Consider the following 17,804-nt stretch of genomic DNA (forward strand, 5'->3'; position numbering starts at 1 on the left):
AAAATACTTTAAGACTTTGATCGAAAAAAGCGAACAGACCGGAATGACGGTTGATACAGCAATTGGGGACGCAGCTTATTCGGAGAAAAACAATCTGTCTTACGCCAAAAATAAAGAGATCATGTTAGTTTCAAAACTGAATGCCACCGTTACGCATGGAACAAGAACCGAAGAAGCACAATTCGATTTCAATAAAGATGCTGGCATGTACGTCTGCCCAGCTGGACACCTCGCAACTCGAAAACGACAAGACAGTCGGGAAGCAAGCAAGACCAGAAATTCACGCGTCAAATATTTTTTCGATATTGAAAAATGCCAGGTTTGTCCCTTGAGAGAAGGATGTTATCAGGAAGGGGCGAAAAGTAAAACCTATTCTGTTACGATCAAATCCCATGAACACCAAGACCAGGCAGATTTTCAAGAGACGGAGGTATTTAAAGAAAAGGCGAAAGAGCGATATAAAATTGAAGCGAAGAATAGTGAATTAAAACATAGACACGGATATGAGGTCGCCTCATCTTCGGGTCTAGAAGGCATGCACATTCAAGGAGCGATGACGATTTTCACCGCTAATCTGAAACGAATATTGAAACTTACGAAGCCCTAATAGGAGGAAAGGGCACGTTCATTTTTCAAAGGGTCGGTTTTGGAATGATTTTAATCCCAAAACCGACCCTTTTTTCTTTTATTTCTATTATAACTTTCAACGAATGGCAGTTTTTCAGTGGCCTCCTTGCGCCTTGCGGGGTCTCATCTAACCCGCGTATCCCACAGGAGTCTCCCCCTTCCCCACCGCCCCTTGCCGTATATTTCCATCGGAATCGCGCCGTTCTCCCGTCCCTGTTAAAGTATAGGATAGCTGTTATTAAGCCAATTGAAGGCCTAGTAGAGAACAGTGAATATTGCCATGATACAGATATATTGAGCCACTTAAATAATTTGTTAAAAAAGGTGTGATGGACTATTTAGATTTAGTGCACTTATTAGAATTGTGTGGTACCAGTTACCACACAATTACGTTACCTTATAAGGGGTAGGGGTGGCTTTGAAACAACTCGCTTTCCCAAGCCCTCCCCATTCGATGTGTGAGAATCGAATCCCTTTCCCAGAAGGACTATCTTCCACTATCCGTGTTCTATTGCAATGAACCTATTGCTGCCTTTTCTTGAAGTGGTATCGAGACACTTATATGGTAAAGGGGCGGAGGGAAACGGTGAGACTCCTATGGGATGTGCGGGACAGCTTAGACCCCACAGGACGAAGTCCGAGGAGGCTCAGCGCCCGCCCAATGGAAAGCGAGCCGTTTCCCACAGCCCCAAAATTTACACAAACATCTCGAATTCAAGTCTTCAATAATACGGTTTCGTTAGTTTTATTGCACGTTGATTATAGCTATTGTCACTATGTTATTTCTGGTGTGATTTTGTATGCTAATTTATATGGTAAATACCGATAATCGTTGATATAACAAGGAATAACAAGAGACCAAATCATATGCGATTTGGTCTCTTAATTTGTATGTTATTTCATGTTTTGTGCTCGAAAACTGAACCCGTTAGATTTTGGGATAGTGTTTTTCAAAAAGTTTATTATTAATAGAAAAGGACTTTTTCAGTGGCCTCAGCCATTTCCAAGACCCCATTTCTCCAAGCGAAAGCAACGAAACCGATTTTACAGATAAGAGGGGGGATCGGAATAAGATAAGTAACCTTCTAACATAGTATTCATAGATTCTTTTTGCGGTAACTAGTATAAAATATACAAAAAAGTAAAATAATGTATATTAAAAGTTAAAAGTAGGTTATGTCATGAGCGATACAAATAACCCTAGGCGTTGGATATATAGTGTGAACTCTTACTCATCAAATATTTTACATTACCAAAATCCGTGGATATGTGTATGGTGGTCGTTAGCCTTCCCTGGATTTGGTCATTTAACAAATAATAACTTCTTATGGGGAATGGTGCTAATTACTTTCGAGTTTAGTGTTAATAATCTTGGCAATATTAATGGAGCAATATTTTTTTCCATGATAGGTGAAATTGAACAGGCTAAATTAGTATTAGAATATAAGTGGGTTCACCTTTATGTAATGGTGTATATTTTTTCTGCTTGGGACATCTACTGGAGATGTGTTGAGTCTAATAAGGCCTATAAATTAGCATATTCAGAACAGAGTAAAATTAAAAATTTTCAAATGTCACCATTCGAGCTCAATTTATTATCTCGGAAAAAGCCGTGGGTAGCCTTTATTTGGTCGATGTTGTTGCCGGGTTTAGGACATTATTATTTACACCGGATTCCAATTTCTATATTTGCTTTCATTTGGGTATTTATCGTGCTTATTTACTCAAACGTATATGAAGGGGTTTACTATTCAATGACAGATGATATAGAAAAGTCGAAATCTATTATGAACCCTCAGTGGATATTATTTATTCCATCACTGCATTTGTTTGCGATGTATGATTCCTATCGAATAGCCGTTTCCAATAATAAAATTTTCAATATAGAGCAATCAACATTCTTGAAAGAACAATATCAATTAGGCAGCTTAAACAGTATTTATAATACTGAATGAGGAGGTGGTGGAACGGTGCACATTGTTTCAAGTTTCTCTTACACAACAAAATTAGAATTAGTCATATTGAAATTAGAAGGGTCCGGTATTCTAAAAGAACAAATTATTGCTGTTCCCTTAGATCGAAAAAAAGGCAAGGTTGCTTTATTTGACTCGATGCATAGATCTGATGGTGAGAGTATGATGGATTTAGCAAGTGTTTTAAGTTTGGTCTTTATGCTATTAGGAATAATTTATGGCTATCTACTTCCTATAGGACCTATTTTCTTAGCCTTTCTGGGGATGGTCTTTGGATTTTTACTTGGTTTTATAATAAAGCTGCTCTACTTAAAAAAAAGATCCCCTTTAAATCAGGAAGCTCAAGTGGACGTGTTTTTAACGATAAAATGTGGAAGTGATCAACAGCATATAATTGAAAATATTTTATGGGAACATGGCGCCTTAGGAATTGGGGTCAAACAGGAAAAGTAAACGTGGGGTACATATAACTACATTCAATTTATTCAAGAGGAGAATAGGAATGGGGTATAAACCAACTGTTATATTTGATTTTGATGGAGTCATTCATAGTTATACGAGTGGATGGAAAGGGGCTGACCGAATACCTGATAAACCGGTGCACGGTATTCAAGAAGCCATTAATCACATACGTGATCATTATAAAGTTGTGGTTGTTTCTACTAGGTGTTACCAGACTGGAGGAATAGATGCGATTAACGAGTGGTTAAACAAATATGATATTTTTGTTGATGATGTAACAGCAGAGAAGCCGCCTGCTCATGTTCAGATTGATGACCGTGCTATAACATTCACTGGAGATACGGAGGGACTATTGAATACGATCCAAGAATTCCGACCATGGAATCATAGTTGAGGAAAATTTTTATAAGTGTACGTCAGGGGGTTTTTACAGTCATCCCTGGAGGTAGAAAATATATAGAATTAAAGAAATCGAGTACATGAATCGTTTATGTGCTTTTTGTTATGTTTTTAATTAAAGGCTATGTTCAACGTTAAGGTTAATAATTGCACGAATTGGGGAAAGTTGAAGACTCGATTCCGGGATGATTGTGTGGAGAAAGGGGACGGTGGGGAAGGAGTCGCTTTCCGTGGGCGTGCGCTGAGCCTCCTCAGGCTGGCGCCTTGCGGGGTCTCATCTAACCCGCATATCGAGGCCACTGAAAAAGTCCTTTTCTATTAATAATGATTTTTTTTGAAAAACACTATCCCAAAATCACGTTGTTTTTCCTGTGAAAGTGGAGTATTAAGTCCAATTTACCCCTAATTTATAAGCCGAAAGTGGGGATGGAATTTTCAGGGATTTGATTTTCTTAAAATTTACCGACTTTTTCAGTGGCCTCCCCGCATATCCCACAGGAGTCTCCCCCTTCCCCACCGCCCCTTGCCGTATATTTCCATCGGAATCGAGCCGTACTCCCGTCCCTGTTAAAGTATGAGATAGCTGTTATTAAGACAATTGAAGGCCTAGTAGAGAACAGTGAATATTTTCATCATACAGATATATTGAGCCACTTAGATAATTTGTTAAAAAAGGTGTGATGGACTATTTAGATTTAGTGCACCTATTAGAATTGTGTGGTACCAGTTACCACACAATTACGTTACCTTATAGGGGTGGCTTTGAAACAACTCGCTTTCCTGCGGGGAAACTGGCAAGCCTCCTCGGTCGTTGGCACTCCCTGTGGGGTCTCGCCTAGCTCCTTCTCCCGCGGGAGTCTCGTCGTTTCAAAGCCACCCCATTCGACATGGAAATGAACGCCCCCCAGCATGGGAGAATGCGTCTTACCTATGCTATAGAATAAATCTTCACCCCACACGATTCTCGAGGTCACTGCAAAAACTGATAATTTAAGAGAATAAGAACCATATCAATCAAAATATAGCAAAAAAACATGGAACAACCTAGATATAGTGGATGGTCCTCTTGTTTATTTTTTTGAGAAGCCTTTTTTAGTGGCCTCCCCGATTCTTATGCATGAGGCATTCTGCTCACGTAAAGTAGCTTATCCGATGCTTCCGTTCTCCTCACGAAAGCAAGAAGGTCCGGGAAATCGCAAGACTCCTGTGGGATGAACATGATCGGTGAGATCCCGCAAGGCGTAGCCTGAGGAAGCTCACCACATGCCCACGGAAAGCGAGTGATTTCCCGGACCTTCAAACGCCATCCTTTGTAACGGAAGTCACTAGAATGTTTCGAAGCGGAGTTTTCCACAATCCGGGGCTTTAACGAATAAGATAAACAAACTTTTTTTAAAAAAATCAACAACTAGATTTAACACAGCCTATTAATAAAACGCTTACCTATGTATTATATTAACGATTTATGATAAATTAGAACTTTCACACTCAATTGAAAAGCATTAAAGTCTGGGGTATTGATTTGACATCCTTCCCTGAACAATTCAACGAATAACAAAGGATGAATACTATGGAAACGAGTGATCGACAGGATAAATCATATACTCCGCAAGATGCGAAGTTCTGGCGGGTAACATTTGCACTAATGCTCGCTTCCTTATTGGTATTCTCTACATTATATATATTCCAGCCGTTACTACCTGTTTTTGTTGATGAATTTAATGTAACAGCTACCCAATCTAGTTTGCTAATGTCTGCATGTGTTTTGTCGATGGTCATAGGCTTGTTTGTCCTAGGTTTCATGGCTGATCGTTATGGACGTCTGCTTCTCATGCAAGTTTCACTAGGAGTCACAGTTCTGTTACTCTTAACGATGACATTTGCTTCATCTTTTGAGTTGCTGGTTATGTTACGTCTGTTGCAAGGTTTCTTTGTTGCGGGAGTACCTGCAGCAGCTATGGGTTATCTGGGTGAAGAAGTTTCACCGAAACATCTAGGGCTGGCAATGACATTGTTTATATCCAGTAATGCACTCGGAGGCATGGGTGGAAGAATTGTATCAGGTTATTTGACAGATGTGATGGATTGGGAAGCGACGCTACTTTATTTATCAGGCTTTGGAGTGGTGGTAACGACTCTCTTCATTCTTCTATTACCGAAAGAACGTTTTTTTCAAAAACAACATCAACCACTTCGCGAAGATTTACGAGGAATGCTCATTCATTTGAGGGATCGGAAAATGCTTGCTTTGTTTTTAATGGGCCTATTACTACAAATTGTATTTACAGCAGTTTGGACGTATTTGCCCTTTTATTTGCAGGGTGAACCGTACAAATGGTCGCTTAAGTGGATTTCCTTTACATATTTGGCTTACGGACTTGGAGTATTGGCCCCACCACTTGCTGGAAGAATCTCTGATCATTTCGGGCTTATAAAAGTTATGCTCGCAGGTTTATTAGTGTTAATTACTGGAGTGTGGGTGACATTACTTTCTGGAGTATCTTTCATCTTAATAGGTCTTGGATTACTTTGTACGGGTTTTTTCGTTGCTCACTCAATGGCGGCTGCTTTAGTGAGTAAATCAGCTGCTCATCATCGAAGTGGTGCATCAGGATTTTATTTGATTAGTTACTATATTGGCGTGGCTATCGGAAGCACAGCAGTAGGAAAGCTCTGGGAAACTTTCCAATGGAATGGTGTAGTAGCCACGAGTCTTGTCTTTTTACTAGTGGTTGTGTGTTTACCGATGTTTAAAAAATTAGGCTGACTTAAAAAATTAAAATAAAGGACCACCTCTGGCTTATCCATACAGGATCGCTAGAGGTGGTTTTTTATTGTGTGAATTTATACAAAGAAAATGATGTTATATCACCTAACATCATTTTCTTTGCGCGGAAAGTTCATTATCTGAATTAGGATTAAGTGGAAATATATTCAGGAGTTAGTTCCTATGTTGATATCACTAAATGTTAACTTTTATGACACAAGGTGTAGCGTTGAAGATGTGCTTATGATATATTAAATTTAATATTCAAATATTTCGAACAAATAAAAGGTCTTTACTTGAATTTCAATTATGATTTTTTCTTCTGTTGGAGGTTTATTAATGGGCAAGCAAAAACTTGTAGTCATCGGAAATGGTATGGCAGGAATACGCTGTGTGGAAAACATACTCAAAGAAGACTCAGATGCTTTTGATATTACTATATTTGGCAGTGAACCTCATACAAGTTACAGCAGAATTTTGCTTTCTTCTGTATTGCAGGGGGAGACTTCATTTGAGGATATTGTCATCAATTCATATAGCTGGTACGAGCAAAATAATATTGAACTTTTTACTGGAGAGACGGTTGTGGAAATTGATCGTACTCAAAAGCTACTAAAAACAGATCAAACTAGGAAAATATCGTATGACAAATTAATTATAGCTACAGGATCTTCCCCTTTTATTTTGCCGATAGAAGGCGCTGGTAAAGAGGGTGTTATCACTTTTAGAAACATAGAAGACTGCGAAAAAATGATAGAAACTTCTAAGAGTCATAGGAAGGCTGTAGTCATTGGTGGAGGACTACTAGGTTTAGAAGCTGCGAGAGGATTGTTGAATCTAGGGATGGAAGTCAATGTCGTTCATATTTCTGAAAGTATTATGGAACGGCAACTTGATACGGAAGCTTCAAATCTGCTCCAAGAACAATTAGAAGCGCAAGGAATGAATTTTTTATTAGAAAAAGCTTCTGTAGAGATTTTTGGAGAAAAGAGAGTAGAAGGAATCCGATTTAAAGATGGTTCAAAAGTAGATACAGATCTAGTCGTGATGGCTGCTGGAGTGAGACCAAACGTTCAATTGGCACAAAGTAGTGGAATAGAAACGAATCGAGGTATTCTCGTTGACGATGTTCTTCAAACAAGTATTCCTGACATATACGCAGTCGGGGAATGTGCCGAACATGAAGGGACGGTTTATGGACTAGTTCAGCCACTTTACGAGCAAGGCGAAATTTTAGCTCAACATTTATGCAGTAAAGAACCGAGTGGTTATCAGGGTTCGCTGTTATCTACACAATTAAAAATTTCAGGAGTGGACGTCTTTTCGGTAGGTCAGATTACATCGGGTCCAGATATGAAGACGATTCATTATCATAATGAAGTTGAAGCTACTTATAAAAAAGTTATTTTTAAGGGAAATAAAGCAGTTGGTGCGGTTATGTTCGGTGATACGCAAGATGGTCCGAGAATGTTAGATGCGATCGTTAAGAAGAAAGTATTGTCAGACCAAGATAAGGCGTCATTACTTGAGACTTCGGATCCTGGCGATTCTGTAGTAGCTTTTTATCCAATGAACGAACAGATTTGCACATGTAATAGTGTGAATAAAGGGACCATCATTCAAGCGGTTCAGGAAGAAAACTTATCAACGGTTGAAGAGGTAAAGCAATGTACGAAAGCGTCTAGTTCTTGCGGAGGGTGTAAACCAGTAGTTTCTAATTTGTTGGCATATATTCACAGTGATCAATTCAGTGAAGGGGGAGTGGGGGAAACTTCACTTTGCTCATGTACTCGTTTGACTGAAGATGAACTTGTTGAGCAAATACAACTGCAAAACCTTACAAATGTTCAAGAGATCATGATAAAGCTTGAATGGAAGACTGAAAATGGTTGCCCTACATGCCGCCTTGCATTGGATTACTATTTGGGAATGATAAACCCGGGACATGAAGAAAAAGCGGATCATCTTTTTGTGAATGAGAGAAAGAATGCTGCTGTTCAAGGAGATGGTCGATATGCCGTTGTTCCTCAATTATATGGTGGTGCAATCGATGTCGAGCAACTTAGGAACATTATGAATGTAGCGGATAAATATCCTTTGGAGCGTATAGCTATAGCCAGCGATCAAAGAATTCATTTATTAGGCGTCAGCAAAGAGGATTTAACAAATGTATGGAACGAATTGAATATGCCTCTTCGCTCACCTGACGGAAATCGAATTGAAACGATCAAAACGAACATAGGAGGACATATATGCCGATGTGAAAAACAGTCTTCCTTAGAATTAGCTCAAGACATAGAACGCAAGACAGAGTTATTGAGAACACCCTATCGTATTAAAATTGGAATTTCCTCTTGTTTACACAACGGTGCCGGATCGACTTCAAAGGACGTCGGTGCCCTCAAGGTCGACGGTAGGTGGGAAATTTATATTGGAGGAAGCAGCGGAAGAAATGTAAGGGAAGGTCAACTATTGTGTGTTGTTGATAACGATAAACAAGCTGAAAGAATGATGCTTGGATGTATTCAATATTATAGGAAATCTGCTCGCTACCTTGAAAGAACGTGGCAATGGGTAGAACGTCTAGGTCTCGTTCATATCAGGGAAGCTTTGTTTGATCAAGAACTCTGCGATCATTTATTAGAAACTTTAGAAGAAGACGTTGTTCAAAAAAGAACGCAGCTAGTTAATATTTGAAAGTCTTCATGAATGGAACCCAATACGAGAATAAAGGATGAGTCGTTTTGACTGAACTAATGCTGAAATATTTTCGTAGCAAGCAACAAGAAGTCCAGTCAGAGAAAGTCTACGAATCGCAATGTCCATTTTGCAGTATGCAATGCAAAATGCAGTTGATTGAACAAAAAGTGGTTTCCAGAACCACTCATAAAACGGTAGGTGTAGATAACCCGACAACACAAGGTCGATTGTGTGTCAAAGGAATGAACGCCCATCAACATTCTTTTCATAGAGATCGCATTACTCAACCTCTAATGAAAAAAGATGGAGAATTTGTACCAATTAGTTGGGATGAAGCTTTAGAGTATATTCGTGTTAACTTTACTGGAATTCAAGAGACTGACGGATTGGATGCTTTATCTGTTTATGGAAGTGCTTCACTTACGAATGAAGAAGCGTATCTACTAGGGAAGTTGGCAAGAGTTGGACTCAAGACAAAGCATATTGATTATAATGGGCGACTTTGTATGGCGTCAGCTGCAACGGGGGCCAATCAAAGTTTTGGAGTAGATAGAGGGTTCACGAATACTTTACATGAAGTGCCAAACACAAAATGCATTATTTTAGCCGGAACAAATATTGCTGAATGTCAGCCAACGATTATGCCTTACTTCGAACAAGCGAAAGAAAACGGAGCTTATATTATTGCAGTTGATCCGAGAGAAACGGCGACAACAGAAATAGCGGATTTACACTTAAAGAATAAACCTGGAACAGATGTTGCTTTGGCAAGTGCACTTTTGAAAATAATTGTTCAGGAAGACTTGATAGATGAAGAATTTTTACAAGAGAGAGTTAACGGTTTTGACGAAGTATCTCGTCAACTATCAACGCTAGATATAGACGATTGTGTAGCTAAGACGGGAATCCCTAAAGATCAGTTGTACCAAGCGGCTCTTACATTTGGACAAGAAGAATCAGGGATGATCTTTACAGCTAGAGGGATTGAACAGCAAATAGACGGAACAGAGGCTGTGCGAGGGTTTATCAATATTCTACTAGCAACAGGTAAAATCGGAAAACCTTATTCCGGTTACGGAGCCATCACGGGTCAGGGGAATGGTCAAGGTGCTAGAGAACATGGTCAAAAAGCAGACCAATTGCCAGGTTATCGGTCGATTGAAAATATCGAAGACCGAAGCTACATTGCTCAAGTTTGGGGAGTAGAGGAGAAGCAACTTCCTCATAAAGGTGTTTCTGCTTATGAAATGTTTGAAGAAGTGGATGAAGGTAACATAACTGGGATGTTGGTGGTGTGTTCAAATCCAATTATCTCTAGTCCTAATGCTAATTTCGTCAAACAATCACTTGAGAAGCTGAAGTGTCTAGTTACTGTAGATATGTTTCTCTCAGAAACAGCTCAGTTAGCTGATTTAGTATTACCGGCTTCTTCTTATTTAGAGGATCAAGGTACTATGACCAATGTAGAAGGCAGAGTAACACTAAGGGAAGCGAACCGTCCATTACCTGGAAAAGTGAAACATGATTGGCAAATTGTCTGTGATATTGCTGAAGTCATGGGGGAGGGAGATAAATTCTCTTACCAATCAGCAGAAGAGATTTTTGAGGAACTTCGGGTAGCTAGTAGAGGTGGCAGAGCGGATTACTTTGGAATAACCTACGATAAAATCAGACAGGAAAAAGGGGTCCTATGGCCATGTCTAGATATAGACCATAAGGGTACAGAACGATTATTTGAAGATGAATTTGCTCATGAGGATGGCAGAGCAAAGATGGCTGTAATCGGGATTTACCCCGAGTTCACTAAAGAAGATATAAGTGAGGAGTTCCCATTGTTTTTAACAACAGGTAGAGTAATGTCTCATTATTTAACGGGGGAACAAACTAGAAAAAGTCCATCTCTTGCTGCGAGAAATATTGAATCTTATATGGAAATTCATCCAGAAACAGGAGAGCAATTCCAATTAAAAGATCAAATGCTCGTTAGAATCACATCGAGGTACGGCAGTATTGTCGTCAGGAGTAAGTGGTCGGAAAAAATCCGGAAAGATACAGTGTTTGTTCCTTTTCACTGGGGAGGAGAACAAAATGTGAACCGTCTTGTTTCTGACGAATTAGATCCATTTTGCCGTATGCCAGGATTTAAGATATCACCTGTTAATGTGAAACCAGCCTTAAATAGAGAGGAAGTTTTAATAGAAAACCAGCGTAATTTGGAGAGTGGCCGTGATGCAGGAAGATTATAAAGGAAATAAACAAATTCTATTTTTATCTACTTTAGCATTTTTTGTGAGTGTAATGGTTTGGTTCAATATGGCTCCTTTCAACTCTACGATAATGGAGCAACTGGGCCTAACTAAAGATGAAATGGGAGTATTGATGCTCGTCAATTTGGCTTTAGCTATTCCAGGTCGCATATTCATGGGACAGTTAGTCGACCGTTTTGGGCCGAAAAATGTATTTTCTGTACTGTTAATTGTTATGAGTATTCCCTGTTTTATCTTTGCTTTAGGGAACTCATACTGGCAGTTGCTTATTTCTAGGCTGCTATTAGGATTTATCGGGGCAAGTTTTGTTGTTGGTATTCGAATGATTTCTGAGTGGTTCCCACAGGAAAAATCAGGACTCGTCCAAGGGGTTTATGCAGGATGGGGAAATTTCGGATCTGCCAGCGCAGCATTTTCTTTACCTGTACTCGCCTTAATCTTTGGTGGGGATAATGGTTGGAGGTTGGCTATCGCTTCAACAGGTGCTATTGCTTTTATCTATGGGTTTGTTTACTACAAATTTGTAGAGGATGCCCCGCCAACGAGGGAGTTCAAACGAACAAAATCAACAAAAGTGATGAAAGCGACAAGTTTTCCAGACCTACTTATTCTTATCGCGACCTCATTTCCTATATACGGTGGTATGGCGGTGTTGGTTTGGTCATTGCAACGAACTGATTTGCTCCCATTAGGATGGGCGTTAGGATTATATATTCTACTAGGAATTTTTTATCTCCATCGCTCTACGAAAATATGGTTAGAAAATCGAGCTTATTTGAAGACAAACATTCCAAACGAAGAAAAATACTCAATGAAGCAGGTAGGTGTTCTAAGCCTTGCGTATTTCTCTACTTTTGGAGGGGAGTTAGCCGTCATTTCAATGTTACCCATGTTCTTTCAGGAAACCTTTACTCTTGGAGCGATAGGGGCAGGAATGATTGCCAGCAGTTTTGCTTTTACTAATTTAGCTGCACGTCCTGCTGGAGGTTGGCTTAGTGATAAGTTTGGACGGAAAAAAATGTTAACAGGCTTACTTTTTGTTCTATCAATCTTGTATTTTAGTATGTCCTTTCTATCTGCACAGTGGCCAATCATCTTAGCTGTTATGTTGACGATGTCTTGTTCAATGGTCGGACAGGCTGCCTCAGGATCAGTATTCTCAATGGTTCCTTTTATTAAGAAGAAAAACACTGGGCAAATTGCTGGAATCGTAGGTGCTTATGGTAACATCGGTTCAGTTTGTTTTTTAGCCGTCTTGAACTTAGTGTATCCAGCAGTTTTCTTTAGCGTTATTGCTTTAGGTGCATTTCTTTGCTTCATTTCTACTTGTCTTATTAAAGATCCTTCACTACAAGAAGAATGGGACAAAGATAAAGAGTCTATTAAGAGGTTACAGAAAAAAGTTCGTTATTCATCAGATGTGAAGCAAAATATTTAATTTTTATTAATAATTTGGAGGGGTTTGTAATGGGGAAACAAAAGTTAGTACTGATTGGTAACGGTATGGCAGGTATTCGAGCTATAGAGGAAATTTTAAAGTTGTCACCTAATCAGTTCGACATCACAGTGTTTGGGAGTGAACCTTATCCAAACTATAATAGAATTGAATTGTCAAAGGTACTTCAAGGAGATACGGAGCTAGCAGACATTACCCTAAATAGTTGGGAATGGTATGAAGAAAATGATATTTTATTATATCCAGGAGAAACAGTTACAGAGATCGATACAAATAATCAGATTGTAATGACTGATAAAGAACGTCAAGTTGATTATGATCGAGTGATTATTGCTACAGGTTCTGTCCCGTTCATGCTTCCATTACCTGGTGCAGATAAAGAAGGAGTAACAGCCTTCCGTGATATTAAAGATTGTGAAGAAATGATCCAATCATCGAACCAATATAAGAAAGCAGTTGTTATTGGCGGTGGATTGTTAGGTTTAGAAGCAGCGAGAGGATTGCTGAATCTTGGGATGGAAGTAGATGTCGTCCATCTTGCCGATTTCTTAATGGAGAGACAATTAGATAAGACAGCAGGGAAGATGCTACAAAAAGAGTTAGAAGATCAAGGCATGAATTTCTTATTAGAAAAACAGTCCTCTGAAATAATTGGTGGAGATCGTGTCGAAGGTTTGCGATTTAACGACGGAGAAGAAGTTGAAGCCGATTTAATTGTCATGGCGGTAGGAATTAAACCAAATATTAGTTTAGCCAAAGAGAGTGAGATTCCAGTAAATCGAGGAATCATCGTGGATGACCATTTAGAAACAGAAGTGACAAATGTATTTGCGGTTGGTGAATGTGCTGAACACCGAGAAACGGTTTATGGATTGGTTGCACCACTCTATCAACAAGGACAAGAGATGGCTAAGCGGATTTGCGGAGTGGAAAGTGAAGGATACCAAGGTTCTGTGCTATCGACTCAGTTGAAGGTTTCGGGGGTAGATGTATTTTCTACAGGTAAAATCAATGAAGATGAAGAGACGAAGTCAGTCAAAATATTTGATGATTGGCGCGGAGTTTACCAAAAAGTGCTTGTAGATGAAGGTAAAATTACCGGTGCTGTTCTATTTGGGGACACGAAAGATGGCAATCGATTATTGAGCCTGATCAATCAAGGGGCCAACATTGAGGAGTATACAGATAACGATCGTTCAGAGGAAACGGGGTTAGCCCTCATTGACTCTATGCCTGATGAAGAAATTATTTGTGGGTGTAATGGTGTAACAAAAGGTACGATTGTTGATGCAATCAACAATCAGGATCTAACGACAGTAGAACAAGTGAAAGGATGTACAAATGCATCAAGGTCGTGCGGAGGATGCAAACCGCTCGTATCTGATTTACTGGAATATACACTCGGTGATGAATATGACCAGAATCAAAAAGAGTCAATTTGTGGTTGTACGACATTATCTAGAGATGAAGTCATAGAAGAAATTAAAGAAAAAGGGTTAACCCATATAAGAGAAGTAATGAATGTTCTCGGTTGGACTACTGATGGTGGTTGTTCTAAGTGTAAGCCAGCTTTGAATTATTATCTTGGAATGCTCAATCCTTCAGAGTATAAAGATGAAAAAGAATCACGTTATGTGAATGAAAGATTGCATGCAAACATCCAGAATGATGGTACGTATTCCGTAGTTCCTCGTATGTACGGAGGCGTAACCAACCCGGACGACTTGCGGAAAATAGCTGATGTAGCCGATAAGTATGAAGTACGAATGATAAAAGTAACAGGAGGACAGCGACTCGACCTGTTAGGTGTCAATAAAGAAGACTTGCCAAGTATTTGGTCAGAACTGGATATGCCTTCAGGTTCGGCGTATGCAAAAGGCTTACGTACAGTTAAAACATGTGTGGGAGCGGACTTTTGCAGATTCGGGACTTCAGATTCCATTGGTTTAGGCGTTCAAATGGAGAAGAAATTCGAAGGGCTGAATACCCCTCATAAGGTGAAGATGAGTGTATCCGCTTGTCCAAGAAATTGTGCTGAGGGATCCATTAAAGACGTAGGAATCGTTGGACTGGATGGAGAATTTGAAATTTATGTTGGCGGTAATGGTGGAACGCACATGAGACAAGCGGATCTTCTTGCTAAGGTAAAAACAGAAGAAGAAGTATTAGAGACAACCGCCGCTTTCTTGCAGTACTACCGTGAAAGTGCGAGCTATTTAGACAGAACATCCGCTTGGGTTGAGAAAGTCGGAATTGAACATGTCCAGAGCGTTCTTTCTAATAAGAAGACATTCATCGAGTTGAATCAGAGAATGGACGAAGCATTGGCTGTTGTGCAAGGTCAGGATCCTTGGAAAGAAGCTATAGAAGATGAAACGTTATTGAGAGATCTATATAAAAATGTAAAAGTACCTGCAGGTTCAAACTAAATTTATCAAGGGGGAATTGTAAAATGGAACAAAAAGTCCTAAATGAAGTCTTTGTAGCAAAGGTCAATGATCTTCCGGAGAAATTAGGGAGAACAGTGCATGTTGGTGAGTTAGAACTGGCTATTTTCAAATTGGAAAGTGGTGAAATACGAGTGATTGAAAATCGGTGTCCTCATAAAGGCGGGGTACTCGCTGAGGGCATGGTTAGTGGAGAACACGTATTTTGCCCAATGCATGATTGGAAAATCAGCGTCGTTGATGGAAAAGTACAAGAACCAGACGTCGGTTGTGTACAAACGTTTGAAGTAAATGTGAAAGACGATAACGTATACGTTTTTGTACCAGAAAAATAATGCCTTTAGGAGGGCGCTTATGTCAGAGGTTTATTTAGTTGGAGCGGGTCCAGGAGATCCTGATTTAATCACCGTCAAGGCACTGAAGTGTATTCAAAAAGCTGATGTCATTCTATATGATCGCTTAGTTAATGAACAATTACTAGAAGAAGCAAAGCCAGGTGTAGACTTGGTGTTCTGCGGTAAGCATCCTAAGTTCCACATTTTAAAACAAGAGACCATTAATCACTTATTGGTGAAATATGCGAAACAAGGTAAAGTCGTTACTCGTTTGAAGGGCGGAGACCCCTATGTATTTGGAAGAGGAGCTGAAGAAGCGGAAGCATTAGCTAAACATGGTATTTCATGTGAAGTGGTCCCAGGAATTACTTCTGGGATTGCTGCTCCAGCTTATGCTGATATTCCAGTCACTCATAGAGAAATGGGAAGCTCCTTTGCTGTAATCGCAGGACACCGTTGTAAAGATAACCATAAGGAAATTGATTGGAAGAGTCTTTCAGAAAACATTGATACATTGGCTATATATATGGGGATCAGCAACCTCCCATATATATGCGAACAATTGCTAAAGAATAAGAAGAACTCTGACACTCCAGTAGCGATTATTCAACAGGGAACAACGGAACATCAACGCGTTGTCACTGGTACACTGACGAACATTGTTGAGGTAGTTGAAAATTCAGGGATACGTAACCCTGCGATGATTGTGGTTGGGGAAGTGGTGCGATTCCGTGATCGTTTGCACCAATTGAAAATGATGAATCAAGAGATGACTGAACAGACTGCGATTGAAGCATGAATTCCTGGTAAAGGGGAGTAATTGTATATGCAAGTGTGACCGCTTGAAAGAGTTGACACAGTTTTTGCTTATTAAAATACAACACTTTTTTCCAGTTAAGGCTGCCCTTATATTTGTAACAATATCCGATGCTCACGAAAAGGGTATACATACTAATAGTTATGCACATTGACGAAGTTGTGCTTGTTGCGCTAACTTAGCAGGATTGTTGAAGACTCGATTCCGAGATGATTGTGTGGAGAAAGGGGCGGTGGGGAAGGAGTCGCTTTCCGTGGGCGTGCGCTGAGCCTCCTCAGGCTAACGCCTTCCGGGGTCTCATCTAACCCGCGTATCCCACAGGAGTCTCCCCCTTCCCCACCGCCCCTTGCCTTATGTTTCTATCGAAATCGTGCCGTTCTACCGTCCCTGTTAAAGCATGAGATATCTGATATAACGCCAATTGAAGCCTGATACAGATCAGGGGATAGGGCCATCACAGATTGAGCCATTAGATAAGTTAAAAATCGGGTGTGATAGCGTGTTTATAGGAAGGATAGGAGATTACCTGTTGTGTATGCCTACCCCATCCCCCATGCTCCGATGAAAAGCAACGGAACCACGATTCTTTTATTGAATAATCCGAAGCTTTAAGCGATAGGCAAGAAGGCACCTTCCAGCGCAATTCTCACTCGTAAGGAATGCTTTTCACTTGAATCACCACATCTGATGCTTCCGTTCTCCTCACGAAAGCAAGAAGGTCCGGGAAATTATGAGACTCCTGTGGGATGAACATGATCGGTGAGATCCCGCAAGGCGTAGCCTGAGGAAGCTCACCTCATGTCCACGGAAAGCGAGTGATTTCCCGGACCTTCTAACGCCAGCCTTGGTAACGGAAACCACCGTATAAATCAGGACAATGATTAACAAATGTTTTGTTATTAGAGGCTGCAATTCACTATGAAATGGGGACCATACCTACTATTTACAGGAATCTTAATGGAAGGTATGGAAAAATTCGTAGGTGATCTTCAACTAAGTGATGATCAAGAGTTTGTCATTTGTGATTATTTAAGAGGTCACCCTAATCTAGTCCACCTGTTAAAGGAACGAGTGGAGGAGGCTGTGAAAACTGAACGCTTTTTGGTTTCCAATGAAACTGTGCAATGATCGGAAGAACTGTATCGTTATATACAAGAGGACAAACAGTACACCGATAACTTTTAGGTGCTGTTTGTCCTCTTGTATGGTGTTAAGAAACGGAACAAAAATCGGCAGTCAAAAAAATTTTCTGATTTTTAAAACCGACTAAAACACTAGGGATAGAAGGGTTTTGGTCGGTTTTTAATCAAAAACACCTTGAAAACGGCTTTGACAGCATCAAATCCATGATGTATATTTCCAATTAATCACATAAAAATTTTCTTATCTAGAGAGGTGGAGGGACTGGCCCTTGGAAGCTTCGGCATCAGACTTTGTTTTGAAGTACTGTGCTAATTCCAGCAGGCACTATTGCTTGAGAGATAAGAAGAGGATTCGATTTCTCATCCTCTTCTTATCATTTATATAGGAAGAGGATTTTTTAATTAAAACTGA

11 protein-coding genes, 1 pseudogene and 1 riboswitch are annotated in these 17,804 nt (G+C 39.9%); all 12 genes and pseudogenes read left to right on the plus strand.

Features of this window, described 5'->3' with window-relative positions; all coding sequences use genetic code 11:
- A pseudogene (locus ACFQIC_RS11885) lies at positions 1 to 607 on the plus strand (transposase); the annotation flags it as partial.
- Between the two features lie 1,201 nt (positions 608 to 1,808).
- On the plus strand, positions 1,809 to 2,582 hold the full coding sequence (locus ACFQIC_RS11890) for a hypothetical protein (RefSeq protein WP_204712070.1): 774 nt from the start codon (positions 1,809 to 1,811) through the stop codon (positions 2,580 to 2,582).
- A 15-nt stretch (positions 2,583 to 2,597) separates the two neighbouring features.
- Complete coding sequence (locus ACFQIC_RS11895; protein ID WP_204712072.1) at positions 2,598 to 3,053, plus strand: hypothetical protein; 456 nt, start codon at positions 2,598 to 2,600, stop codon at positions 3,051 to 3,053.
- A 49-nt stretch (positions 3,054 to 3,102) separates the two neighbouring features.
- Positions 3,103 to 3,456, plus strand: coding sequence for a hypothetical protein (locus tag ACFQIC_RS11900; protein WP_204712074.1), 354 nt, complete (start codon positions 3,103 to 3,105; stop codon positions 3,454 to 3,456).
- Between the two features lie 1,575 nt (positions 3,457 to 5,031).
- Positions 5,032 to 6,228: an MFS transporter gene (locus ACFQIC_RS11905; protein WP_204712076.1), complete on the plus strand. Its 1,197-nt coding sequence runs from the start codon at positions 5,032 to 5,034 to the stop codon at positions 6,226 to 6,228.
- Positions 6,229 to 6,567: 339 nt separating this feature from the next.
- Positions 6,568 to 8,925 carry a nitrite reductase large subunit NirB gene (gene nirB, locus ACFQIC_RS11910; protein ID WP_204712078.1) on the plus strand — a complete coding sequence of 786 codons (2,358 nt, stop codon included), beginning with the start codon at positions 6,568 to 6,570 and terminating at the stop codon, positions 8,923 to 8,925.
- A 47-nt stretch (positions 8,926 to 8,972) separates the two neighbouring features.
- A complete protein-coding gene (nasC, locus tag ACFQIC_RS11915; RefSeq protein ID WP_204712080.1) occupies positions 8,973 to 11,174 on the plus strand; it encodes an assimilatory nitrate reductase catalytic subunit NasC in 2,202 nt (733 codons plus the stop codon).
- Positions 11,158 to 12,633, plus strand: coding sequence for a nitrate/nitrite transporter (locus tag ACFQIC_RS11920; RefSeq protein ID WP_390217116.1), 1,476 nt, complete (start codon positions 11,158 to 11,160; stop codon positions 12,631 to 12,633). The genes nasC and ACFQIC_RS11920 overlap by 17 nt, the downstream gene beginning before the upstream one ends.
- A 29-nt stretch (positions 12,634 to 12,662) precedes the next feature.
- Positions 12,663 to 15,080, plus strand: coding sequence for a nitrite reductase large subunit NirB (gene nirB, locus ACFQIC_RS11925; RefSeq protein ID WP_204712084.1), 2,418 nt, complete (start codon positions 12,663 to 12,665; stop codon positions 15,078 to 15,080).
- A 23-nt stretch (positions 15,081 to 15,103) separates the two neighbouring features.
- Positions 15,104 to 15,433 (plus strand): nitrite reductase small subunit NirD, encoded by a 330-nt coding sequence (nirD, locus tag ACFQIC_RS11930; protein ID WP_204712086.1) that lies wholly within the window; start codon positions 15,104 to 15,106, stop codon positions 15,431 to 15,433.
- A 19-nt stretch (positions 15,434 to 15,452) separates the two neighbouring features.
- Entirely contained in the window at positions 15,453 to 16,232 is a 780-nt protein-coding gene (cobA, locus tag ACFQIC_RS11935) for a uroporphyrinogen-III C-methyltransferase (protein WP_204712088.1), read from the plus strand.
- 936 nt (positions 16,233 to 17,168) lie between these two features.
- Positions 17,169 to 17,378 (plus strand): hypothetical protein, encoded by a 210-nt coding sequence (locus ACFQIC_RS11940; RefSeq protein ID WP_204712090.1) that lies wholly within the window; start codon positions 17,169 to 17,171, stop codon positions 17,376 to 17,378.
- Between the two features lie 252 nt (positions 17,379 to 17,630).
- A riboswitch (SAM riboswitch) is annotated at positions 17,631 to 17,738 on the plus strand.
- Positions 17,739 to 17,804: the final 66 nt, after the last annotated feature.

The sequence above is a fragment of the Halobacillus seohaensis genome, assembly GCF_042663045.1.
Classification (GTDB): Bacteria; Bacillota; Bacilli; order Bacillales; family Halobacillaceae; genus Halobacillus_A; species Halobacillus_A seohaensis.